This is a genomic window from Streptosporangium carneum (assembly GCF_027922005.1).
In the GTDB taxonomy this organism is placed as follows: domain Bacteria; phylum Actinomycetota; class Actinomycetes; order Streptosporangiales; family Streptosporangiaceae; genus Streptosporangium; species Streptosporangium carneum.
This window is the reverse complement of record NZ_BSEV01000026.1, coordinates 87,566-109,305: the sequence shown is the minus strand read 5'-3', so window position 1 is coordinate 109,305 and position 21,740 is coordinate 87,566. Positions and strand designations below refer to the sequence as shown.

The window sequence follows — 21,740 nt, the reverse complement described above, 5'->3', positions numbered from 1 at the left end:
ACATCCCCTGAAATCGGACAGGCCACCGTACGGCAAAGCCGTGACAGAGCAGGATTCGACCGACTCGCCCTGGGCAGTCGGTACACATGCGCGTAGTAGTCGTCGGCGGCACGGGGAACGTGGGCACGAGCGTGGTGTCCGCCCTCGTGGCCGACCGTAACGTCACATCCGTCGTGGGACTGGCCCGCAGGCTGCCCGACTGGCGCCCTCCCAAGACCACCTGGCACGCCGTGGACGTCACGACCGGGGACCTGGCCCCGTACCTCGCCGGCGCCGACGCGGTCGTGCACCTGGCATGGCTGTTCCAGCCGACGCGGGACCCGGTGACGACCTGGCGGGCGAACGTCCTGGGCAGCTCACGCGTCTTCGAGGCCGTGGCGGAGCAGAACGTCCCGGTCCTGGTGCACGCCTCCTCCGTCGGCGCCTACTCCTCCGGCCCGAAGGACCGCCCCGTCGGCGAGGACTGGCCGACCCACGGCTGGCCCGGCGCCGCATACGGCAGGGAGAAGGCCTATGTCGAGCGCCTGCTCGACGTGTTCGAGCGGGACCACCGCGACATCAGGGTCGTGCGGCTGCGCCCCGGCTTCATCTTCAAACGGGAGGCGGCCACCGAGCAGCGACGTCTCTTCGGCGGCCCCCTCGTGCCCAACCGGCTGATCAGGCCGGAGCTGATCCCCTTCGTCCCCGACACGCCCGGGCTCAGGTTCCAGGCGGTCCACGCCGACGACATCGGCGAGGCCTACCGTCTGGCGGTCACCCGCCCCGTCTCCGGCGCCTTCAACATCGCCGCCGATCCCGTGATCGACCCACCGGTGCTGGCCGAGTTGCTCGGGGCCCGCCTGGTACCCGTCTCCGGCTGGGCGCTCAGGAGCGTCGCCGCGGCGGCCTGGCACCTCCACCTGGTCCCCGCCTCACCGGGACTGGTCGACCTGGTGCTCAGAATGCCGATCATGGACGCCACCCGTGCCAGATCCGAGCTGGGCTGGCGCCCCCGTCACACGGCGGTCGACGCCCTCGGGGAGCTGCTGGAAGGCCTTCGCGCCTCCGCGGGCATGGACACCCCGCCGCTGTCCCCGGAGACCGGCGGCCCGGCCAGGCTGCGCGAGGTGAAGACCGGCGTCGGAACCTGGCCGTGAGAGGGACGGACGTCGCGGCGCCGGGGAACGACGCGGAGAACGGCATGGAGAACGGCACGGACGACGGCGCGGGGCGGATCCTCGTGGGCACGGCCTCGTGGACGGACAGGTCGCTGCTGGAGTCGGGCTGGTACCCCGAGGAGGCGTCCACTCCGGCCGCGCGGCTGGCCTACTACGCCTCGCGCTTTCCGATCGTGGAGGTCGACGCCACCTATTACCACCCGCCGTCTGAGCGGACCGCGCAGGCCTGGCGGGACCGCACCCCCGAGGGGTTCGTCTTCAACGTCAAGGCCTTCTCCCTGCTGACCAACCATCCGACCCCGTCCCGGTCGCTGTACAAGGACCTGCGGGAGAGGCTCGGCGGGCCCGAGCGGACCGTCTATCTGGGGGACGTGGGTCCCGAGATGGCCGAGGAGGTCTGGCGTCGTTTCCTCGGGGCGCTCAGACCGCTGCACGAGGCGGGCAAACTGGGCGTGATCCTGCTGCAGTTCCCGCCGTGGTTCCCCGCCGGGGAGCGCGGCAGGCGCCACATCCTCGAGTGCGCGCGCCGCTGCGCGCCGATGCGCGTCTGCGTCGAGTTCCGCAACAGGACGTGGATGGAGCCGGACGAGCGCGGGCGGACATGGAACTTCCTGGCCTCGCACGACATCCCCTACGTCTGCGTCGACATGCCCCAGGGGCATCCGTCGTCGATCCCGCCCGTGCTGGCCGTGACCTCCGACCTCGCCGTGGTCCGTCTCCACGGGCACTCGGAACGCTGGACCAGCAAGAAGATCGAGGAGCGTTTCGCCTACCGGTACTCGGAGACCGAGCTCGAGCGGTGGGCCGCCGGGATCCGCGTGCTCGCCGGACACGCGAAGACCGTCCATGTGATCACCAACAACTGCTGCGGCGACAACTCGCAGCGCGACGCGGCGCGTCTGGCCGCCCTCGTCGGGCGGGCGGACGGGACCCGGGACGCCGCAGGCGTCCGTGGCGTCGAGGTCGCCGACCTCCGCGCGGCACGGCACGTCCCCGGCTGAACCGGGCCGCCGGGATCACCCCGGGCCGCCCGTGGTCACCTGGCCCTGCGCCTCGTCGCCGTCATGGCCGCCCTGCGCTCGTCAGGGGTCGTGCCGCCCCACACTCCGTACATCTGATGGGTGTTCAGGGCGTACTCCAGGCAGCGGCGCTGCACGGGGCAGTGACGGCATACGGCCTTGGCCCGCTCGTACTGCTCCCGCCCCGGCCCCTCCGAGGAGACGGGGAAGAAGAGTTCGGGATCCTCGCTGAGACAGGAGGAGCGGCGTGACCAGTGAATGATGGGGATGACGTTGCCCTGAACAGACATAGGCGATCCAATGACGGTGAGGAAGGTCGACGGTTGGCGGCACGGCTTCTGATTCGGGTGCCCGCAGAAAGTGCATTCATACCTTTTCGGGGGAAAAATCAGGGCGTCTTGACCTCGGGTTTTCCCGCAAAGCCCGACGTCAGCGGAACCGGAAGGACCGGGGACCGGTGATCTCGTGGTCGTCGAGATGGTCGATCAGGTCGTCCTCCTCGTTCAGGCCGCTCTCCCTGACCAGCCTCGGCCCCATCTCCCGCACCTGGTCGGCCATCTCCTCCCTGCCGATCGCGTCGAGCGCGGCACGCAGCTTCGCCAGGCTCCGCCCCAGCTCCATGCTGGCCACGTGGGACAGCGTCGCGGGCAGCGCCCGCTGCAGGCTCCGCACCGCGACGTCCTTGTCCCGCTCGGGGAGCTGGGGCAGGATGTCGGCCAGGGTCGACAGGGCCACGGCGCACGTCTGGTGCTGCCGGGACGAGGTGCTGACGACCACGAGGTCGATGAGCGCGGCCACGATGCGCCGCTGAACCGCGTCGTCGTAGACCACCGGCAGCGGCCCGCCGTACACCTCGGCGCCGGGCACGCCCGCGGCCGCCCATCTGGCCGACAGGTCGCGCAGCGCGCCGACCGACGCGAGCGCCACGTCCGGGTTCTGCCGGGTCGAGGTGGCCGCCCAGGCGATGTTCGCGAGCTGCTCGATGGCGTGGTCGGGGTCGACGTCGGCGTTGCGGGCCCGGTCGATCGTGACGCAGGCGAGGACCCTGCCCGCGACGCGGGCCCGCTGTTCCTCGCTCCCTCCCCGGATCTTGGCGACGGTGTCGCCGTAGGCCAGCAGGTCACCGATCCGGGCCTGGAAGACGACCTCGACCGCGTCCCCCGTGCCGGCCAGCAGCGACTCCAGGCGGGCCGTGCTGATGTCGATCACGTATCCCGTCTCACGGGTGGTCACCGGCGTCGCCTCGTCGTCGAGCAGCGGCACCGCGCGGGAGCGGGCGAGCAACGGCATCTGACGCAGCCTGGCCTTGAAGGCCAGCTCCTGGATCGAGCGCACCACCGAGGTCGGGCGCATCTGGTCGATCATCAGGTAGGCCATGAACACCAGCAGGACCAGGGCCCCGGCGGCCAGCACCACCGCCAGCAGCGCCCCGACACCGGCCCACCAGGGGCGCGAGACGGCCATCACGAGGTAGGTGTAGATGGCGCAGCCCGCGACGTATCCGAAGTAGGCCTGGTTGGCCCCGCGCCGCAGGAACTGGTCGAAGACCACCGGACCGACCGACGTGGAGGTCTGGGAGATCGCCACCAGCAGCGCCGAGAGCGTGAGCGTGGTCACCGCCACCAGGCCGGGGCCGATCACGCCCAGCATCTTGATCAGGTTCTCGTGGGGGAACAACCTCAGGAAGAACCCCCGCACGCCCGGGGACCACCTGGACGAGGACATGTCCACCAGGACGGCCCCCACCGCCAGCAGCACGAACCCGAGCACCGTGAGCAGCGGCCTGAAAAGGAACTCCGCCGCGGAAAGCCGCCAGCGGACCCGGAGGTCCTGTTGGGTGGGCACGAACCGCTGAAGATGGGAGATCTCAGACATCGCCTCCCATTACCCCTGGACCGGAGGAACTAACGATCGTCCTCGGAGGGCAGGCAGCGCGCGGCCGTCGTGATGTCGGCCCCCATGTTGCGCTCCATCATCCGCAGCGCGGCGTCCCCCAGATCCGTGTGGATGTGGGCGACGCAGTCCCTCGGCACCCGCAGGGCGTAGTGGCGCACGTAACCGTCCAGCGCGCTGTACAGGACGCACTGCTCGGTCACCTGGCCGGTCAGGACCAGCGTCTCGACGCCCTGGCGGCGCAGGAGGTAGTCGAGCGCGGTGCCGAAGAAGACGCTGTGGCGTACCTTCGGCAGGAACGCGCAGCCCGGCGGAGGCAGCACCGGCTCGACCAGGTCGGGGCGTCTGCCCTTGCGGCCCAGCGCCTCGATGTCCTCACGGCCGGCCGCGAAGTCGCCGTGGTTGTCGTTGACGTAGACCAGGTCGACGTCCTCGCGCCGGTGCGCCCTGCCGACGAGGTCGGCCAGCGGCCCGACGATCCTCTCGACGCTCGCCGTCAACGCCTCGGCGTCCTGGTGGTCGTAGGGGTTGAGCATGTCTATGACGATCACTGCTGTACGGCTCACGCCTCATACCTGCCTGAGGGAAAGCGGCCTCACGGTCCGGTGGGAAGGGGGCGTCCCGTCCCGCCGGACCGTGCCTGCCGTCTGTGGATGTCAGCCTCCGACGCCCGCCCGTGCCCGCTCGTCGGGCACGCAGTGGGTCATCTTCAGGCCGGACACGTCGCGCGGCCCGTTCTTGCCCAGGTTGGACAGCCGCTCGCGGTCCTCCTCCGTCAGGTCCTGGCTCGCCAGCGGCTCCAGGTGGGCGACGTCCTCGGGGCCGATCCCGAGCCCCTCCCCCACCCGGCCGCCGAGCTCGTCCTCGACCAGCAGGAAGTGCCAGACCATGCGCTCCTGCACGGGGCGGGAGGCCTGCGACAGCATGGTGACGAGGTTGAGCACGAGGTCGTCCCGCTCCCACTGCTCCATCAGCAGGTAGCGCTGCCCGGCCTGCTTGTAGTCGTTGGTCCTGGGGATGCGCTTGCGGGTCAGGCGCCCCGAGACGACCGGGCCCTGCTCGTCGTGGGTGGGGTACTGTCCCTCGCGCAGCCCTCCGGTGATGGACGGCTCGTAGTTCACGTGCGGGTTCTCCCCCGCGCCGTCGACGTGGTAGGTCATCAGGCCGTCGCGCTGGTTGGTCCGCACCTCGGCGTTCTTGGCCTGGTTGACCGGCAGCTGCAGGTAGTTGGGCCCCACCCGGTAGCGCTGGGTGTCGCTGTAGGAGAAGGTCCGCCCGACCAGCATCTTGTCGTCGGAGAAGTCGAGTCCGTCGACCAGGACGCCGGTGCCGAACGATATCTGCTCGTTCTCCGCGAAGTTGTTGGCCACGTTGCGGTCGAGGACCATCCTGCCGACCGGCAGGGCGGGGAAGTCGTTCTCCGGCCAGACCTTGGTGTCGTCCAGCGGGTCGAAGTCCAGCTCGGGGTGTTCGTCGTCGGACATGATCTGCACCAGGAGCTCCCACTCGGGGAAGTCGCCCCTGTCGATCGCCTCGTGCAGGTCCCTGGTGGCGTGCCCGAGCTCCCGCGCCTGTACGGCCGCGGCGTCCTCGGCGGTCATGCTCCGCACGCCCTGCTTGGGCATCCAGTGGTACTTCACCAGGTGCGTCTCGCCCTGCTGGTTCACCCACTTGTAGGTGTTGACCCCGAATCCCTGCTGGTGCCGGTAGTCGGCGGGGATGCCCCGCGGGCTGAAGAGGTTGACCAGCATGTGCATGCTCTCCGGCGTCTGCGACATGAAGTCGAAGATCCGGCCCGGCTCCTGCCGGAACGTCACCGGGTCGGGTTTGAGCGAGTGGATGACGTCGGGGAACTTGATGGCGTCCCTGATGAAGAAGACGGCCAGGTTGTTGCCGACGAGGTCCCAGTTGCCGTCCTCCGTGTAGAACTTCACCGCGAACCCGCGCGGGTCGCGCGCCGCCTCCGAGGAGTCCCTGCCTCCGATCACCGTGGAGAACCGGATGGCCAGGTCGGTCCGTTTGCCCGCTTCCTGGAACAGCTTCGCCCTGGTGTAGCGGCTGATCGGCTCGTCGCCGAGCTTGCCGTACGCCTCGAAGTAGCCGTAGGCGGTCACGCCCCTCGCGTGGACCACCCGCTCGGGGATCCGTTCCCGGTCGAAGTGGCTGATCTTCTCCAGGAACTGGTAGTTCTCCAGCGTCGCCGGGCCTCGGGCGCCGACCGTGCGCTGGTTCTGGTTGTCGTAGACCGGGTGTCCCTGCCGGTTGGTCAGCACCGGGCGCTCGTCACCCTGCTGCGGCCCCATGCTCGACACGTCCGTCATAGTCGACGCTTCCTTCCGTGCGGCGGTCACTTCCGGCGTACCAAAACCCTTTGGTACATACGAGTCCATATCCGACGAAGAGCGCCTTATAGCACAGAAGACAAAAAATCTCCGCAAGAAGGAAGGTCGTATGAAGTGCCGCCGGGGCGGCGGGGAGTCGCGCCCCCGGGGGCACCCCGGCCGCCGGAGGCGCGCCTCCGGGTCACCGGGACGACGCGGCGGCCTTCCTGCCCGTCCCCTTGGAACCGGCGTCCTTCGAGGGAGTCTTCCTCCCCGTCGCCCGCCGGTTGGCCTTCATGATGGCCTCGACGAGCTGGTCCTTGGTCATCGTGGACCTGCCCTCGACCCCCAGGCGCCTGGCCACGTCGTACAGGTGCTGCTTGGACGCGTTGGCGTCGACCCCCTCCGCGGTCTTTCCCGCCTTCGGGGTGCTCCTGGCCGCCTGGGCGTCCGAGGGACCCTTGCCCGACTTCGGCTCCCAGTGGTCGCCGACCTTCTCGAAGGAGTGCTTCAGCGCGGCGAAAGCCGTGCGGTGCGCCCGCTGCCCCTCGCCGTAGGTCTCCACGGCGGAGTCGTGAGCCTTGATCCACGTCTTCTGCGCCTTCGCCGAGGAACGGCGCAGAGTCGACGGCAGTTCTTCCCGTGCCGGCATCTCGAAATCACCTCTCTCACTCGTCAACGGCCCCCTTCCCGCGCCGTCACGGTTCATGTCAGGCCGAACGCCCCGGGAGGGCTCGCCTCACGCCGGACGGCCGGGAAGGCCCTGGCGTCACGCCGAACGGCTCAGAAGGGAGACGACCGCCCGCTCGACGGCGCCGTGCGTGGCCGGCTGCCCGACGTCGGCGTCCGCGCCGAGCTCGGCCAGCGCCCGCGCGACGGTGTCGCCGCGCTCGTAGGCCTCCACGACGCGCGGGTCCACGTAGGAGGCACGGGCGACGGCGGGGGTGTTGCCCAGGTAGCCCGCCACCTCCTTGATCACTCGATTGACCGCGTGCCGCCTTCCCGTCCTGGACCGGGCGCGGGAGGAGACCGCCAGGCCGACGGCCGCCAGCACGGTGGCGTGCCAGGTCCTGAAGTCCTTGGCGGAGATCTCGCACTCGAAGGTCTCGCGCAGGTAGGCGTTGATGTCGTCGCTGCGCACGTCGATCCACCGGGAGCCGTCCCGGTAGCGCAGCAGCTCGCCCTCGTCCCCCGTCCTGCGGATCGCGGTGACCACCGCGCACACGTCCTGGTCCGCGATCTCGACCTCGCGGCGTTTGCCGCCCTTGGCCGGATAGACGCAGAGGACGCGGCCCGCCCTGCAGGTGACGTGCTCCATCCTCAGGGTGGCGAGCCCGAACGACTCGTAGGCCTCCCCGCCCACCCGGAAGAACCCGATGTCGAGCATCCTCGCCGCGGCGGCCAGCACCCGCTCACGTGTCAGGCCCCGCTGCCCCAGGTGCTCGGCCACCCGCTCGCGGAACTTCGGCAACCGCTCCGCCGCCTGGAGCACCCGGTCGAACTTCAGCCGGTCCTGCTCCCTGCGCCAGACGTCGTGGTAGCGGTACTGCCTCCGCCCCGCGGTGTCCGTGCCGACCGCCTGGATGTGCCCGTCCGCCGAACGGCAGATCCAGACGTCGGTCCAGGCGGGCGGGATCGCCAGCGCCCTGATCCGCTCGAGCGTACGGCGGTCGCGGACCGGCCCGCCGCCGGAACGGAGATAGCTGAAGCCCCGCCCCCTGCGGCGGCGCAGGATGCCCGGTTCCTCCGGGTCGCTGTGGCGCAGTTCTGTCATGACGCCCCCCTACCCACCGGAGAGGTCCTCTCGCCCGGCGCCCCGCCGGCACGCCGCGGTTCAGGGCGGTTCAGGGCGGCGGCCTCGCCCGGCGAGCCGTCGCCACGCGGCGGTTCGCGGCGACGGTCCCGGCGCGACAACCGGAGCCCGCTCCCGAACGCGTGACACGACCGTGCAGCGCGGGCCGGATGATCCACCACGCCGCTTCACACCCTTGACGGTGCCGGTCAGATCGACTAGACCACAGGAGGCCCGTCGATCATCCTCAGAGGAGGACAACATGTCTGACAGAGCGCTGTTACGACTCGTGGCGCGCGCCGCGGTGGCCGCGGTGACGACGGGCTCACTGGTCGCTCTCGGGGCAGTGCCCGCCTCGGCGACCGCGGACGGAAACAGGCCTCCCCGGACGACGAAGGGCCCGTGCCGCTACACCGAGACCCCGGACGAGCCGGCCGTGCGCAAGGTGCCGTTGCCGCCGGACCCACGCCGCACCCCCACCCGGCGGGTCTCCGCGGTCCTCAAGACCAACCACGGTGACATCGGGCTCACCCTCGACCCGGCCAAGGCGCCGTGCACGGTGCAGAGCTTCGTGCACCTGATCCGGCACAGGTTCTACGACGTCACCTCATGTCACCGGCTGACCGCCTACGACCGGCTGAAGGTGCTGCAGTGCGGCGACCCCGGCTTCACCGGCGAAGGCGGGCCGGGCTACCGCTACAAGGACGAACTGCCCACCGACCTGCCGCCGTGGCCGGGCGACACCACAGGGACGCGGAAGACGTACGCGCGCGGGGTGCTGGCCATGGCCAACGCCGGGCCCGACACCAACGGCAGCCAGTTCTTCCTGGTCTACGGCGACTCCGGGCTTTCTCCCAACTACACGGTCTTCGGGACGGTCGACGCCGCCGGACTCGCCGCCCTGGACCGCGTCGCCGCCGGCGGCATCCAGCCCGCTCCGGAGGGCCCGACCCCGCCGGTGGACGGCAAGCCCGTCCTCCCGGTCGACATCAGGGACGCCCGGGTCTGCCGCTGATCGTCCCGCTTCGGAGCCCGACGTCGGGCCGGCGTCTCTGTCGCCGGGCCGACGGCTTCCCGCACCCGTTCCCTTCCCGTTCCTCGCGGCCGCCGCCCTCCCCGCGCGTCGACGTGCTCGACGTCCTCATGGGCCTTCTGAACGCCGCGAGAACTCCAGATCATACGATCTCCGCATACGCGCCTAATTAGGCGAAAAACCCGTTTCTCACTTCCATGCGTAGATGCGTCCGGCTAATGCCTCTATAAGGCTGTTCGCCGTCACCGAATCACCCCCCAAAGCGCCAGAGGTAATTCCCGGGGCGGATCGAAGCTCGCCCGGCAGGGGGACGACCTGGCGATGCGGCGACGGCGACCATGATCCTCATCCCCTGCGGCGCCCCTTTCCCGGCGCACGCAGACGATATGAGGGGCGAAATCAGCGCATCACCGGTCACGTATGCCGAAACCCTCAGATTTCAGGGATGGCGTGAGTCGTCAGCACATGTGCTTTCGACACGCGCCGAACGAAGTCAGAACGGAAGACGGAGGACATGAACGTGTACAAGAAGGCTCTGCCCGCTGCCGCGGCGGCCGCCGCCCTGGCCGTCCTGACCGCGGCCCCCGCGTCCGCGGCGGCCCCCGCCGCCGCGACGGCGACGATCAGAATCGAGCGCGGGTACACCGAGAGCCTGCGGGAATGGGCCGGCATCCAGTTCACCTGCCCGGCCAACCAGGTGCTGACCGGCCGGTCCCACTACGGGGACGAGAACGCCATCACCACCTACCACTGCAGCTGGATCTACATCAACGACCAGCAGGTCCAGGTGTCCCTCGGAGACTGGGACGCCGGTCAGAAGGAGAGCAGCTCGCGCTTCACCGCTCCGGCCGACCACGTCCTCGCCGGCAGGTGGCACACCGGGGACGAGAACGGCCGCACCAAGTACCGCGTCGCCACGCTGCACTGGCAGGGCAAGCAGGTGCGCCTCACCTCCCCGGGATGGAGCGGGGGGCTGAAGGAGAGCCGCCACTCCTGGGATGCGGGTTCCGGCCAGGTCATGACCGGCCGGTCGCACTCCGGTGACGAGAACGGCACCACGAAGTACCAGTACGCCACGGTCACGGTCGACGGCTGAGGCCTCCCGCCCCACTCCCCCCGGCGCCCCTCGTGACGCCCGCCTCGGGCGGCGGGGCGCGCCGGGGGCTTGTTCCCCCTCGAGCCCCTTCGAGACGCCTCCCGGCCCGCGTGCCGGGAGGCGTTCCACCGTGCTCGGCCGGGAGGATGTCACGAAAGCGGTGGAAGGCCTTCTAGGGTCATGGCCATGACCCTGCGCGTGGTGATCGTCGACGACGAGGACCTGATCCGCTCGGGGCTGCGGATCATCATCGACTCGGAGCCCGACCTCACCGTGGTGGGTGAGGCGGCGGACGGCGCGTCCGCCCTGACCGTGGTGCGCGAGACGCGCCCCGACGTGGTGCTGATGGACGTGCGGATGTCGGCCGTGGATCCGCGGCCCCTCGCCTCCGATCACGGCCGGTCCTCTCCGGACGGCGACGGCTCCTCGGCGCTGACGGCGATCGACGGCATCCAGGCCACCCGCCGGCTGGTCTCGCTGCCCGAACCGCCCAAGGTCGTCGTCGTGACCACCTTCGGCAACGACGACTACGTCTACGAGGCGCTGCGGGCCGGGGCGAGCGGCTTCCTGCTCAAGCGCACCCGCCCCGCCGAGCTGGTCCAGGCGGTCAGGACCGTGGCCGCGGGCGACTCCCTGCTGTTCCCCTCCGCCATCCGCTCCCTCGTCGCCCTGCACGGCGTCGGCGGGGCGACGCCCGGCGTCGACCGGCTGACCTCACGCGAGGGCGACGTGCTGCGCCTGATGGCCCGCGGCCTGTCCAACGGCGAGATCGCCGCCGAACTGGTCGTCAGCATGGAGACGGTCAAGACGCACGTGAGCAACGTGCTGGCCAAACTCGAGGCACGCGACCGCACCCAGGCCGTCATCGCCGCCTACGAGTCGGGCTTCGTCTCCCCCCGCTGAGACCGCCGTCCACCGACGGCCCGCCGACGGTCAGGCGGAGGATCGCCGGGACGGCGGGTCAGATGGGCGCGCCGTCGTCCTCGTCGCCCTGGCGCGGCCCCGGGGTGCCCGTGCCGCTCTCCGAGGGGGACGGCGAGGGGGACGGCCGCCCCGGCTCCGAGGTCGCGGGGACCGGCGGCGGGGTCGGCACGAACGTCGTCTGCGGCAACGGCCTCGGCGGCGGCGTCTCCTCCTCGCCCCTGGGCAACAGCAGCCAGAGCATCACGGCCAGCAGCACCAGCAGCACGGTGAGCGCCGCGCCGGCGAGGATCACCGAGCGGCGGGTCTCCACGGCCGGCGGCGCGGCCTTCGGCGGGGCGGGCAGCGCCGGCAGGCGGTCGCGGATCCAGTGCGGCGCGAAGTCGGGGCCGTGCCGCTCGCCGATCAGCGTGCCGCGCACCAGCACCGGCTCGAGGAACCGCTCGGCCCCCGCCCTGTCCGGCTCATACGGCGTGGCCACCCACGGCGCGCTCCCGCCGTTCATGGCCAGCACCTGCGGCATCGCGTCCGCCACCGCGGTGCGGCCGCGTGCCGCCCTGGCCATCCAGCCCCGCACCCCGGAACGGCTGGCGGCCGCCTCGCGGATCCCGGTGACGAACCGGTCGCGGGCGGCGGGGTCGAGCGCGGCGCCCCTGGTGAGCACCGCGACCGAGACGGCCCTGCCGTCGGCCCCCTGCCCGAGGTAGACCAGCCCGGCGGGGCCCACCCTCAGGCGGGCCTGCAGGACGTAGGGCCCCAGCTGGGGCGGGTCACCGTACTCGAGCGGACTGGCCACGCCTGCCATGAAAGCACACAAGGGGGATCACGCCTCGTCCGCTCGGCCGTCGTTGTGGGTACGAACAGGAAATGGGCACCCGACCAGCCGTGCGACCCGGCACTTCATTTGGTGGAATGTCAACATGACCGTCGCCGAAGAACTGCCGAGCGAGATCGACACCGGACTGCTGCGCGAGGCTTTGGCCGAGGTCCGGCGGGTCATCGTGGGCCAGGAACACATGGTGGAGCGGCTGCTGGTGGCGCTACTCGCGCGCGGTCACTGCCTGCTGGAGGGCGTGCCGGGCGTCGCCAAGACCCTGGCGGCCTCGACGCTGGCCACCGTGGTCGGCGGCGACTTCGCCCGCATCCAGTTCACTCCGGACCTCGTCCCCAGCGACATCGTGGGAACCCGGGTCTACCACCCCTCCCGCGAGGCCTTCGACGTCGAGCTCGGACCGGTCTTCGTCAACTTCCTGCTCGCCGACGAGATCAACCGCGCCCCTGCCAAGGTGCAGTCGGCGCTGCTCGAGGTCATGGCCGAGCGCCAGGTGACGCTGGCCGGGCAGACGCATCCGCTGCCGAAGCCGTTCATCGTGCTGGCCACCCAGAACCCCATCGAGTCCGAGGGCGTCTACCCCCTTCCCGAGGTCCAGCGCGACCGGTTCCTGTTCAGGGTCCGCGTCACCCATCCCAGCGCCCATGAGGAACTGGAGATCCTCCACCGGATGAGCGTGACCCCCCCGGTCCCCAGGTCCGTGCTCGACCCGGCGCGGCTCACCGCGCTGCAGGCGGCGGCCGACCAGGTCTCCGTGCACCAGCTGGTCGCCGACTACGTGGTGCGGCTGGTGATGGCCACCCGCTCCCCCGCCGAGTACGGCCTGGCGGAGCTGGAGGAGAACATCGAGATCGGGGTCAGTCCCAGGGCGACGCTCGGCCTGGTCGCCGCGGGACGGGGCCTGGCCCTGCTGCGGGGCCGCGACTACCTGCTTCCCGACGACATCCGCGATGTGGCCGTCGACGTGATGTCCCACCGGCTGATGCTCACCTTCGACGCGCTGGCCGACGGCGTGAACCCCGAGGACGTGGTCAGGCAGGTGCTGGCCGTCGTGCCGCCGCCGCTGGTCGTGTGGAACCAGGGACCCCGGTGACGGGCGTCATGACCGCCTCCGAGCAGGCCCTGCGCCGACTCGAGCTGACGATCGTCAAGCGCCTCGACGGGCTGCTGCACGGCTCGTACCAGGGACTCCTGCCCGGCCCCGGCAGCGAGTTCGGCGACAGCCGGGTCTACGTCCCCGGCGAGGACGACATCCGCAGGATGGACTGGGCGGTGACCGCCCGCACGACCGTCCCGCACGTGCGGGACCTGATCGCCGACCGCGAGCTGGAGACCTGGGCGCTGGCCGACCTGTCGCCGAGCATGGACTTCGGCACGGCCGGGATGGAGAAGCGAGACCTGGTGGTGGCCGCGATCGGCGCGGTCGGTTTCCTGACGGGCCGGATCGGCAACCGGTTCGGCGCCTACGTCCTGCACGACGAGTACATCCACCGGATGCCCGCCAGGGGCGGCAGACCCGCGCTCTACGGCCTGCTGCACTCGCTGATGGACGCCCCCAGGGGCCGTCCCGTCGCGGACGCCCCCGACCTGGCCGAGGCGATCGAGGTGCTCGCCGCCGCGCGGCGGCGACGTGGCCTGCGGGTGGTCGTCTCCGACTTCCTGGACGCGGAGCCGACCCTCGACCCGGACGTGGAGCTGCCCTGGGAGCGGCCGATCCGTCGTCTGGCCGCCCGGCACCAGGTGCTGGCCATCGAGGTGATCGACCCGCGCGAGCTGGAGCTGCCGCCGGTCGGCCTGGTCACCCTGACCGACCCCGAGTCGGGCCGCGACCGCAGGATCAGACTGACCGCGAAGGTGCGCGCGGACTACGCGCGCGCCGCCGCCGAGCAGCGGGCGACGACCCGGATCGCGCTGCGCCGCTGCGGCGTCGCGCACCTGGTGCTGCGCACCGACCGCGACTGGATCGCGGACATCGCGCAGTTCGTCCTGCGGCAGCGGCGCATGGCGCACCTGGCCCACCGGCCTCCCTCGTCAGGAGTGGCCCGATGACCTTTCTCTCACCGGCGTGGCTGTGGCTGTTCGCCGTGCTCGCGCTGGCCGTCGCGGGCTACGTGGCCGCCCAGTTCGCCCGGCGGCGCTACGCGGTGCGCTTCACCAACCTGCCGCTGCTGACGCTGGTCGCCCCCTCGGGACCCGACTGGCGCAGGCACGTGGCCCCGGTGCTGTTCCTGCTGATGATGAGCCTGCTGGTCATCGGCGCGGCGCGCCCCGCCGACTCGGTGCGGGTTCCGCGCGACCGCGCGACGATCATCATCGCCCTGGACGTCTCGCTGTCGATGGAGGCCTCGGACGTCCCGCCGAACAGGCTGACCGCCGCCAAGGAGGCGGCCCAGAAGTTCGTCGGGGACCTGCCGGAGCGCTTCAACGTCGGCGTGGTCGCCTTCGCCCGCTCGGCCTCCGTCGTGGTCTCCCCGACCACCGACCACCAGGCGGTGGCCACCTCGCTCGGCAACCTGACCACCAGGGCGGGCACCGCCATAGGCGAGGCGGTGTTCAGCTCGATCGACTCCGTCCGCTCCTTCGACCAGCAGGCGGTCACCGACCCGCCGCCCGCCGCGATCGTGCTGCTGTCCGACGGCGACAACACCTCGGGCCGGTCGGTGACGGAGGCGATCGAGGCGGCGACGAACGCGCGCGTGCCGGTCTCCACGATCGCCTACGGCACCCAGGAGGGCACGGTCTCGATCGACGGCCGCGACGTGAACGTGCCGGTCAACAAGGCCACCCTGCAGACCCTGTCGGACGGCACCTCGGGCAGGGCCTACGAGGCGGAGTCCGGCAGCCAGCTGCGGGAGGTCTACGAGCAGATCGGCACCTCGCTCGGCTACCGGACGGTCAACCAGGAGATCAGCCAGTGGTTCGTCGTCGCGGCGATCGTGACCGGGTTGCTGGTCGCCTCGGCCGCGGGGCTGCTGGGGTCGCGACTGCCCTGAGCCGCTCTCCGCCGTTGGTAACGTTCTACGACGTGGCACACTACTTCGAGGAGCGTCCCGAGACCGCCAGCCGTCCCGGCTCGGTCACGCTCGTGCTCCCCGACCTTCACCTGAGGCTGGAGACCGACAGCGGGGTCTTCTCCCCCGAACGGGTCGACCAGGGCACCCGGATCCTGCTGGAGAGCGTCCCGCCTCCCCCCGCGGAGGGCGACCTGCTGGACCTGGGCTGCGGCTACGGGCCGATCGCGCTGACGATGGCCTCGCGCGCCCCCCGTGCGACCGTGTGGGCGGTGGACGTCAACCGCAGGTCGGTCGAGCTGTGCGCCAGGAACGCCAGGGCCGCCGCCCTTGACAAAGTAAGGTCAGTGCATGTCGACGAGGTGCCGTCCGAGGTCCGCTTCTCCGCCATCTGGTCGAACCCGGCGATCCGCATCGGCAAGGCCGCGATGCACGAGATGCTGACCCGCTGGCTGTCGCGGCTCACCCCGGACGGCGTCGCCTACCTGGTGGTCCAGAAGCACCTGGGATCCGACTCCCTGCAACGCTGGCTGAACGAGCAGGGCTGGCCCGCGGACCGCGCCGCCTCCCGGTCCTCGTACCGGATCCTCGAGGTCGGCGCCCGCGCCGCGGACCAGGACCGGTGAGCCCGCCGGTGAACGGGCCCGCGGCCCCGGCACACGGCTCCCGCCCCGCGGACCGGGAGCGGGAACGCGACGAACAAGCGACGAACGAGGAACGGTGAACGAGCGATGACCGCCAACCCGCGCAGACAGCTGCGGCCGACCGACGTCAAGCGGCTCAACCGCACCTGGCGCAGGAACACCGAGGGGCGGCTCGCCCTGATCGTGGAGTCGGTGACCGGCCCGTTCAACATCGGCTCCATCTTCCGTACGGCCGCCGCCTTCGGCGTCGAGCGGATCTGGCTGGCCGGCAACGCGACTCCTCCGACCAACCCCAAGGCGCAGAAGACCGCGCTGGGCACCGACCGCCTGGTCGCCTGGGAGGAGCCCGTCCCCGTGGTCGAGGCCGTGCGCGCCGCCAGGCAGGACGGTTTCACCGTGGTCGCGGTCGAACTGACCGGGGACGCGGTCCCGCTGCACGAGGCGAAGCTCGGCGGCGACGTGTGCCTGGTCGTGGGCAGCGAGGACCACGGCTGCTCCCCCGCGCTGCTGGAGGCCGTGGACGCCGTCTGCTACATCCCCCAGGTCGGCAGGGTCGGCTCGTTCAACGTGGCGGTCGCGACCGCGATCGTGGTGGCCGAGGCCCGCCGCCAGGAGTGGTCCGCCCTGGGAACGACGGCGACGGCCGAAGGGACGGCGGAGGAGGTCGCCGGGCGGGAGTGAGGACGGCTTGGCGGCCCGTGACCCAAACGTTCACCCCGCCGCGATGACGGGCCGCGCTCACACCGGGCATACTCCTGCACGTGCAGCCCCGTTACGCCTTTCTCGACCATCCCGGCCCGCTCGCCTTCGCCCACCGGGGCGGAGCCGCCGAGGGCCGGGAGAACACCCATGCCGCGTTCGCCCGCGCCGTCGAGCTCGGATACACCTACCTGGAGACCGACGCGCACGCCACCGCGGACGGGGTGCTGCTGGCCTTCCACGACCACACCCTGGACCGGGTGACCGACCGCCGGGGCCGGATCTCCGACCTGCCGTACCGCCTGGTGCGTCAGGCGCGGATCGACGGCGTCGACGAGATCCCGCTCATGGACGACCTGCTGGGGTCATGGCCGCAGGCGCGCTTCAACATCGACGTCAAGGAGGCCTCCGCCGTCGTGCCGCTGGCCGAGGCGGTCAGGCGGACCAACGCCTACGACAGGATCTGCCTGACGTCCTTCTCCGACGAGCGGCTGGCCCGCGCCCGCGCCGCGATCGGCAGGCCGGTGTGCTCCTCACTGGGGCCGCGCGGCGTCGCGGCGCTGCGCGCCGCGGCGACCACCTCGGGCTACGGCCGCCTGCTCGTCCGCCTGGCCCGCGCCGGAGTGCCGTGCGCGCAGGTCCCGCTGGGCTTCCGCGGGCTGCGGATCACCACCCCCGCGCTGGTCCGCACGGCGCACGCCCTCGGCATGCAGCTCCACGTGTGGACCGTCAACGACGTCCGGGAGATGGAACGCCTGCTCGACCTGGGCGTGGACGGTGTGATGACCGACAACATCTCCGGCCTTCGCGAGGTGCTGGAGAAACGCGGCCAGTGGCATCCCGGCGGCCTCGCCGCCTGACCCCTTCGAACCGACGGCCCCGAATCCCCGTCTCCCGAATCCCCGTCTCCCGGCTCCCCGTCGCCGAGCCTCCGGCCGCTCCCGGCCACCCCCTCCTTCCCCAGCGAACCGAGGAACGCCCATGACCTCCGACCAGGTCGTCGAGGAATCCCCCCACACCCGCCGCCGCGAGCAACGCGGCTGGTACTTCTACGACTGGGCGACCTCCGCCTTCAACTCGACCGTCCTGACGGTCTTCCTCGGCCCCTACCTGACGACGATCGCCGAGACGGCGGCGCGGGGCGGGCCGTACGTGGAGGTGCTCTGGTTCGACGTGCGTCCCAGCGCCTACTACTCCCTCGTGGTGGGCGTCGCCGCCGTCCTGCAGATCGTCGTGATGCCCCTCGCCGGGGCCCTGGCCGACCACACGGGGCGCAAGAAGGAGCTCATGGGCCTGTTCGCCTACATCGGCGCCGGGGCCACGATCTGCCTGTGGTTCGTCTCCGACGGCGGTTACCTGCTGGGCGGGGCGCTGTTCGTCGTCGCCAACCTGGGGTACGCCGCGGCGCTCGTCATCTACAACTCGTTCCTGCCCGAGATCTCCTCGGCCGACGACCGCGACCGGGTCTCCGCCCGGGGGTGGGGCTTCGGCTATCTCGGCGGCGGCCTGCTGCTGGCCCTCAACCTCGCCCTCTTCCTCGGCCACGAGACCCTCGGCGTCTCCGAGGGCGACGCCGTGCGCATCTGCCTGTCCTCGGCGGGTCTGTGGTGGGCCGGGTTCACGATCATCCCGATGCTGCGGCTGCGCAACCGGCGCGCCCTGGCCCCGGGCGCCGAGAGGGCGGGCCAGGCCGTGACCGGAAGCCTCAGGCAGCTGGCCCACACCATCGCGGACCTGCGCCGCCGCCCGCTGACGCTGGCCTTCCTGGTCGCCTACCTGATCTACAACGACGGCGTGCAGACGGTCATCTCGTTCTCGGCCACCTACGCCGACCAGGAGCTGGGGCTGAGCCAGACGACGCGCATCGCGGCGATCCTGATGGTGCAGTTCGTCGCCTTCGGCGGCGCGCTGCTGCTCGGCAGGATCGCCGCCGTCTACGGGGCGAAACGCGTCGTGATGACCGCGCTGGTCGCCTGGATGGCCGTGGTCGGCGTGGCCTACTTCCTGCCGAGGGGCTCGGCGTTGCCGTTCTTCGCGCTCGCGTTCGCCATCGCGATCGTGATGGGCGGCACCCAGGCGCTGTCGCGTTCGCTGTTCTCCCACGTGATCCCGGCGGGCAAGGAGGCGGAGTACTACAGCCTGTACGAGATCAGCGACAAGGGTTCGACGTTCCTCGGATCCTTCACCCTGGCCCTGGCCCTCCAGCTGACCGACAGCTACCGGCTCGGCATCCTCTCGCTGCTGGCGTTCTTCCTGCTCGGGCTGGTCATGCTCGCCGCGGTGAACCTGCCCAAGGCCATCAGGGCGGCGGGCAACCCGGTGCCGGAACGCATCTGAGCCCCCTCGCCGGGCCCTCGAAAGACGCCTCGCCGCAGACCGGGTCAAGAAGGCGCGATTGGATCACGTCATGTGTGGGAATCCACACACGGTATCAAGCGTTGTACGCCGTGGGAGACGAACCCCTCACGACGGGGCCCTCAGGAGGCATTGAGACATGGGCGAGCGTGCGCTACGCGGTACCCGACTCGGGGCGACCAGCTACGAGAACGACCGCAACACCGATCTGGCCCCGCGCCAGGAGGTGTCCTACACCTGCCCGAAGGGCCATCGATTCGACGTTCCGCTCGCCGCGGAGGCCGAGATCCCGGCGACCTGGGAATGCCGCATGTGCGGCGCGACCGCCCTGCGCGTCGACGGCGAGCTGCCGGAGGCCAAGAAGGCCAAGCCCCCGCGGACGCACTGGGACATGCTGCTGGAGCGCCGCACGATCGAGGACCTGGAGGAGGTGCTCAACGAGCGCCTGGCGATCCTGCGCGCCCAGCGCCGTAAGAGCGCCTGACCTGTTCGACGGCATGTCGGCCCCCGGCCCCGCGAGGGCGCCGGGGGCCGACGCCGTTGTCGCCCCGGCCTCCTCGCGGCGTGCCGGTCAGGCGGCCCGGGGCGCGGGGCCCAGGGCGGTGAACCGCCCCGGCAGCAGTGCCAGGCACAGCGCCCAGCCGCTCCAGGCGAGATAACCGGCGAAGTTGACCGCGTCCGTCCCCGGCAGCCCGAGCGGCACGAGCATCCCGGCCGCGATGGCCAGCGCCGAGCCCGCGCCGAGCGCGACGAGCCAGCGCGGCGGGCCGGGCAGCGCGGCCAGCACCAGAACCGTCCACGCGGCGGTGAGCAGGTATCCCAGGGTCTCTCCCACCCCGGTGCCCAGATAGCCGTTGAGCGCGGCGAAGACGGTCTCCGCCGTCCCCCGGTCACCGGCGTGCGCCAGGGCTGGGACGGCGAACGGCCAGCGGAGCAGTCCGAGCACCTGCACCGTCCCGGCCAGCACCCCCACGTGCACCGACAGCGTGGCGGCCCGGCCGTTCGGCAGCCGCCTTCCGAGCAGGACCGCGGCGGGGACGAGCGCGCCCGCGCCGAACGCCAGCAGCAGGAACCAGGCGGTGATCTCCGCCTGGGCGGCGGCGAACCTGGCGAGAACCAGCGCGGACGGCTGGGTCAGCACCCCCGGATAGCCGAAGGCACTCCCGAGCCCGACGAAGGCGACGTTCGCCGCGATCACTCCCGCGACCAGGATCCATCTCATGGGAAACCCCTAACTCTGAACGATGTTTAATATTAAACACCGTATAGAGTTGTGTTGTGAAGAGAGGACCGAGGCGCTCGGTGGATCCCCGGACCGTGCTGGACGCCGCTCTCGATCTGATCGACGCGGGCGAGCTGACCATGCGCGCCCTGGCGGCGCGGGTGGGCCTGACCCCCGGCGCGCTCTACACCTACTTCCCCGACCGGTCCGCGATCGTGACCGCGCTGGCCGACCGGCTGCTCGGCGAGGCCGACCTCGGCCTGCTCGAGAACGCCGCCGCACCGCCCGCCGAGCGGATCGTCGCCTTCGCGCTGAACCTGCGCGAGGTGCTGATGCGCCATCCGGCCGCGGTGCCCGCGATCCTCGGCGCCGCGTTCAACGGACCGGTCGCGCTCCGGGTCGGCGAGAGCCTGCTGGGCGCGCTGCCCGACCCGCGCGCCGCCTACGCCGTCATGGTCTACGTGCTGGGCGCGATCGCCCTCGAGGCGGCGGAGCAGGAGACGGCCGGGCCCGGCTCGGTCCCGCCGGAGGCCGAGCGGATCGCGGCCCGCCGCGCCGCCTTCACCGTGGATCCGGCCGCCTTCCCCCTGACGCACGCGGCGGCGGACGCCGTCGCCGCCTACATCTCGACCGAGCAGTTCCGCTGGGGGCTGCGACGGCTGCTGTCGGCGCTGTAGCCGCCGGGGACTCCCCCAGGACGCGGCCCCTCGACGCGCCACCGGACGTCCGGCGGCGGGAGGCACGGGCACCGGCCGCCCGCACCGATACTGAAACGGTGCTGAGCAGTCAACGCCTGCGGGTGCTCCTGGAGGTCTTCAGGACGGGAAGCATCGCGGGAGCCGCCCGCGCCCTGCGGCTCTCGCCGTCCGCCGTGTCCCACCAGCTGTCCAAGCTCGAGGAGGAGGCGGGCGTCGGCCTGGTCGAGCGGGGTGCGCAGAGCCTGCGGCTGACCGGGGCCGGACGGCGGCTCGCGACCAGGGCGCAGGAGGTCCTGGACATCATCGAGGCCGCCGAGAAGGACCTGCTCGCGCAGGCCAGGGCCGACGCCGGGCAGCTGCGGATCGGGTTCTTCGCCTCCGCGGGATACCGGCTGCTGCCGCTGGCGCTGTCGACCTTCACCGCCCGTCACCCCGCCGTCGAGCTGGACCTGGTGCTCGGCCAGCCGCACGAGCTCCTGCCCGACCTGGAGCGCGGCGCCCTCGACGTGCTGGTGGTCTTCGAGCACGCGCTCGACCCGTGGAAGCCGCCGGAGGGGGTCGAGGTCACCCACCTGTTCGACGAGCCCCAGCTCCTGGTCGTGCCGTCGGGCCACCCCGCGGCCCAGCGGCAGCGGGTACGCCTCGCCGACCTGTCCGAGGAGCCGTGGATCACCACCTACGGCACCGACACCCCGGTCTCGGTGCTGGAGCGCGCGAGCGCGCTCGAGGGGTTCAGCCCGACGATCCGCTGCCGCAGCGACCACTACGAGGTCACGCTGGGACTGGTCAGGGCGGGGCTGGGAGTGGCCCTGGTGCCCAGCCTCGGGGCGCAGGGCGCCGCGGGCATCCAGGTGTGCCGGTTGGACGGCCCCCGCCTCTACCGCAGGATCGGCGCCGCCGTCCGCCCGACCAACCCCAACCCCGCGCTGCGCTCCTTCATCGACTACCTGCGCGACGCCTCGGCCCAGCTCCGCAACGCCCTGCGCTGACCCCGCGACGCCTCGTCCTCACCGGCCCGCGGCGCGCCCCGCCGGACAGGACTCTTCC

23 protein-coding genes are annotated in these 21,740 nt (G+C 71.5%); 15 read left to right on the top strand and 8 right to left on the bottom strand.

Features of this window, described 5'->3' with window-relative positions; all coding sequences use genetic code 11:
* Positions 1-86 precede the first annotated feature (86 nt).
* Positions 87-1,136, top strand: coding sequence for an NAD-dependent epimerase/dehydratase family protein (locus PKF00_RS35955; protein WP_271222185.1), 1,050 nt, complete (start codon positions 87-89; stop codon positions 1,134-1,136).
* Entirely contained in the window at positions 1,133-2,158 is a 1,026-nt protein-coding gene (locus PKF00_RS35950; protein ID WP_271222184.1) for a DUF72 domain-containing protein, read from the top strand. The genes PKF00_RS35955 and PKF00_RS35950 overlap by 4 nt, the downstream gene beginning before the upstream one ends.
* A gap of 35 nt (positions 2,159-2,193) precedes the next feature.
* Here PKF00_RS35950 and PKF00_RS35945 read toward each other — a convergent pair whose 3' ends face one another.
* The 6 genes from PKF00_RS35945 to PKF00_RS35920 all read right to left on the bottom strand — a co-directional run bounded on the left by PKF00_RS35945 (position 2,194) and on the right by PKF00_RS35920 (position 8,164).
* On the bottom strand, positions 2,194-2,466 hold the full coding sequence (locus PKF00_RS35945) for a WhiB family transcriptional regulator (RefSeq protein WP_271222183.1): 273 nt from the start codon (positions 2,464-2,466) through the stop codon (positions 2,194-2,196).
* 139 nt (positions 2,467-2,605) lie between these two features.
* Positions 2,606-4,051 (bottom strand): DUF2254 family protein, encoded by a 1,446-nt coding sequence (locus tag PKF00_RS35940; RefSeq protein ID WP_271222182.1) that lies wholly within the window; start codon positions 4,049-4,051, stop codon positions 2,606-2,608.
* Positions 4,052-4,080: 29 nt separating this feature from the next.
* On the bottom strand, positions 4,081-4,635 hold the full coding sequence (locus PKF00_RS35935; RefSeq protein WP_271222181.1) for a cysteine hydrolase family protein: 555 nt from the start codon (positions 4,633-4,635) through the stop codon (positions 4,081-4,083).
* Positions 4,636-4,725: 90 nt separating this feature from the next.
* Positions 4,726-6,390: a catalase gene (locus tag PKF00_RS35930; protein ID WP_271222180.1), complete on the bottom strand. Its 1,665-nt coding sequence runs from the start codon at positions 6,388-6,390 to the stop codon at positions 4,726-4,728.
* Between the two features lie 202 nt (positions 6,391-6,592).
* Positions 6,593-7,042 (bottom strand): ChaB family protein, encoded by a 450-nt coding sequence (locus PKF00_RS35925; protein WP_271222179.1) that lies wholly within the window; start codon positions 7,040-7,042, stop codon positions 6,593-6,595.
* A gap of 117 nt (positions 7,043-7,159) precedes the next feature.
* Positions 7,160-8,164: a DNA topoisomerase IB gene (locus PKF00_RS35920; protein ID WP_271222178.1), complete on the bottom strand. Its 1,005-nt coding sequence runs from the start codon at positions 8,162-8,164 to the stop codon at positions 7,160-7,162.
* Between the two features lie 280 nt (positions 8,165-8,444).
* On the opposite strand from PKF00_RS35920, the gene PKF00_RS35915 reads away from it, so the two are divergent.
* The 3 genes from PKF00_RS35915 (at position 8,445) to PKF00_RS35905 (ending at position 11,214) form a co-directional block, all read left to right on the top strand.
* On the top strand, positions 8,445-9,197 hold the full coding sequence (locus PKF00_RS35915) for a peptidylprolyl isomerase (protein WP_271222177.1): 753 nt from the start codon (positions 8,445-8,447) through the stop codon (positions 9,195-9,197).
* A 532-nt stretch (positions 9,198-9,729) separates the two neighbouring features.
* On the top strand, positions 9,730-10,311 hold the full coding sequence (locus PKF00_RS35910; RefSeq protein ID WP_271222176.1) for a hypothetical protein: 582 nt from the start codon (positions 9,730-9,732) through the stop codon (positions 10,309-10,311).
* A gap of 186 nt (positions 10,312-10,497) precedes the next feature.
* On the top strand, positions 10,498-11,214 hold the full coding sequence (locus tag PKF00_RS35905) for a response regulator transcription factor (protein WP_271222175.1): 717 nt from the start codon (positions 10,498-10,500) through the stop codon (positions 11,212-11,214).
* A gap of 58 nt (positions 11,215-11,272) precedes the next feature.
* Here PKF00_RS35905 and PKF00_RS35900 read toward each other — a convergent pair whose 3' ends face one another.
* A complete protein-coding gene (locus tag PKF00_RS35900) occupies positions 11,273-12,037 on the bottom strand; it encodes a hypothetical protein (protein WP_271222174.1) in 765 nt (254 codons plus the stop codon).
* A 115-nt stretch (positions 12,038-12,152) separates the two neighbouring features.
* Between PKF00_RS35900 and PKF00_RS35895 the strand changes: the two genes are divergently transcribed.
* From PKF00_RS35895 to PKF00_RS35860, 8 genes are all read left to right on the top strand, one after another.
* A complete protein-coding gene (locus PKF00_RS35895) occupies positions 12,153-13,157 on the top strand; it encodes an AAA family ATPase (RefSeq protein ID WP_271222173.1) in 1,005 nt (334 codons plus the stop codon).
* Between the two features lie 8 nt (positions 13,158-13,165).
* Positions 13,166-14,113 (top strand): DUF58 domain-containing protein, encoded by a 948-nt coding sequence (locus PKF00_RS35890; RefSeq protein WP_271222193.1) that lies wholly within the window; start codon positions 13,166-13,168, stop codon positions 14,111-14,113.
* A complete protein-coding gene (locus tag PKF00_RS35885; protein WP_271222172.1) occupies positions 14,110-15,057 on the top strand; it encodes a VWA domain-containing protein in 948 nt (315 codons plus the stop codon). Before PKF00_RS35890 ends, PKF00_RS35885 begins: the two co-directional genes overlap by 4 nt.
* A gap of 32 nt (positions 15,058-15,089) precedes the next feature.
* Positions 15,090-15,701 carry a class I SAM-dependent methyltransferase gene (locus PKF00_RS35880; protein ID WP_271222171.1) on the top strand — a complete coding sequence of 204 codons (612 nt, stop codon included), beginning with the start codon at positions 15,090-15,092 and terminating at the stop codon, positions 15,699-15,701.
* 105 nt (positions 15,702-15,806) lie between these two features.
* Complete coding sequence (locus PKF00_RS35875) at positions 15,807-16,400, top strand: TrmH family RNA methyltransferase (protein WP_271222170.1); 594 nt, start codon at positions 15,807-15,809, stop codon at positions 16,398-16,400.
* Positions 16,401-16,480: 80 nt separating this feature from the next.
* On the top strand, positions 16,481-17,278 hold the full coding sequence (locus PKF00_RS35870) for a glycerophosphodiester phosphodiesterase family protein (RefSeq protein WP_271222169.1): 798 nt from the start codon (positions 16,481-16,483) through the stop codon (positions 17,276-17,278).
* On the top strand, positions 17,256-18,755 hold the full coding sequence (locus PKF00_RS35865; protein ID WP_344925352.1) for an MFS transporter: 1,500 nt from the start codon (positions 17,256-17,258) through the stop codon (positions 18,753-18,755). Before PKF00_RS35870 ends, PKF00_RS35865 begins: the two co-directional genes overlap by 23 nt.
* Before the next feature lie 157 nt (positions 18,756-18,912).
* Positions 18,913-19,257, top strand: a complete 345-nt coding sequence (locus tag PKF00_RS35860) for an RNA polymerase-binding protein RbpA (RefSeq protein WP_089205581.1) — start codon at positions 18,913-18,915, stop codon at positions 19,255-19,257.
* An 87-nt stretch (positions 19,258-19,344) separates the two neighbouring features.
* Here the strand turns inward: PKF00_RS35860 and PKF00_RS35855 are convergent, their stop codons facing one another.
* On the bottom strand, positions 19,345-19,995 hold the full coding sequence (locus PKF00_RS35855) for a DUF4386 family protein (protein ID WP_271222167.1): 651 nt from the start codon (positions 19,993-19,995) through the stop codon (positions 19,345-19,347).
* A gap of 80 nt (positions 19,996-20,075) precedes the next feature.
* Between PKF00_RS35855 and PKF00_RS35850 the strand changes: the two genes are divergently transcribed.
* Together PKF00_RS35850 and PKF00_RS35845 are read left to right on the top strand one after the other, a co-directional pair.
* The gene (locus tag PKF00_RS35850; protein ID WP_271222166.1) at positions 20,076-20,672 is read left to right on the top strand and encodes a TetR/AcrR family transcriptional regulator; all 597 of its coding nucleotides are present in this window, start codon (positions 20,076-20,078) and stop codon (positions 20,670-20,672) included.
* A 98-nt stretch (positions 20,673-20,770) separates the two neighbouring features.
* Positions 20,771-21,682 carry a LysR family transcriptional regulator gene (locus PKF00_RS35845; RefSeq protein ID WP_271222165.1) on the top strand — a complete coding sequence of 304 codons (912 nt, stop codon included), beginning with the start codon at positions 20,771-20,773 and terminating at the stop codon, positions 21,680-21,682.
* Positions 21,683-21,740 lie beyond the last annotated feature (58 nt).

Excerpts from the sequence above, each read along its gene's own strand:
- PKF00_RS35955 (WP_271222185.1), top strand. The coding sequence starts at position 87 with ATGCGCGTAGTAGTCGTCGGCGGCACGGGGAACGTGGGCACGAGCGTG.
- PKF00_RS35945 (WP_271222183.1), bottom strand. The coding sequence starts at position 2,466 with ATGTCTGTTCAGGGCAACGTCATCCCCATCATTCACTGGTCACGCCGC.
- PKF00_RS35940 (WP_271222182.1), bottom strand. The coding sequence starts at position 4,051 with ATGTCTGAGATCTCCCATCTTCAGCGGTTCGTGCCCACCCAACAGGAC.
- PKF00_RS35930 (WP_271222180.1), bottom strand. The coding sequence starts at position 6,390 with ATGACGGACGTGTCGAGCATGGGGCCGCAGCAGGGTGACGAGCGCCCG.
- PKF00_RS35925 (WP_271222179.1), bottom strand. The coding sequence starts at position 7,042 with ATGCCGGCACGGGAAGAACTGCCGTCGACTCTGCGCCGTTCCTCGGCG.
- PKF00_RS35920 (WP_271222178.1), bottom strand. The coding sequence starts at position 8,164 with ATGACAGAACTGCGCCACAGCGACCCGGAGGAACCGGGCATCCTGCGC.
- PKF00_RS35915 (WP_271222177.1), top strand. The coding sequence starts at position 8,445 with ATGTCTGACAGAGCGCTGTTACGACTCGTGGCGCGCGCCGCGGTGGCC.
- PKF00_RS35910 (WP_271222176.1), top strand. The coding sequence starts at position 9,730 with ATGAACGTGTACAAGAAGGCTCTGCCCGCTGCCGCGGCGGCCGCCGCC.
- PKF00_RS35905 (WP_271222175.1), top strand. The coding sequence starts at position 10,498 with ATGACCCTGCGCGTGGTGATCGTCGACGACGAGGACCTGATCCGCTCG.
- PKF00_RS35900 (WP_271222174.1), bottom strand. The coding sequence starts at position 12,037 with ATGGCAGGCGTGGCCAGTCCGCTCGAGTACGGTGACCCGCCCCAGCTG.
- PKF00_RS35895 (WP_271222173.1), top strand. The coding sequence starts at position 12,153 with ATGACCGTCGCCGAAGAACTGCCGAGCGAGATCGACACCGGACTGCTG.
- PKF00_RS35890 (WP_271222193.1), top strand. The coding sequence starts at position 13,166 with ATGACCGCCTCCGAGCAGGCCCTGCGCCGACTCGAGCTGACGATCGTC.
- PKF00_RS35885 (WP_271222172.1), top strand. The coding sequence starts at position 14,110 with ATGACCTTTCTCTCACCGGCGTGGCTGTGGCTGTTCGCCGTGCTCGCG.
- PKF00_RS35875 (WP_271222170.1), top strand. The coding sequence starts at position 15,807 with ATGACCGCCAACCCGCGCAGACAGCTGCGGCCGACCGACGTCAAGCGG.
- PKF00_RS35860 (WP_089205581.1), top strand. The coding sequence starts at position 18,913 with ATGGGCGAGCGTGCGCTACGCGGTACCCGACTCGGGGCGACCAGCTAC.
- PKF00_RS35855 (WP_271222167.1), bottom strand. The coding sequence starts at position 19,995 with ATGAGATGGATCCTGGTCGCGGGAGTGATCGCGGCGAACGTCGCCTTC.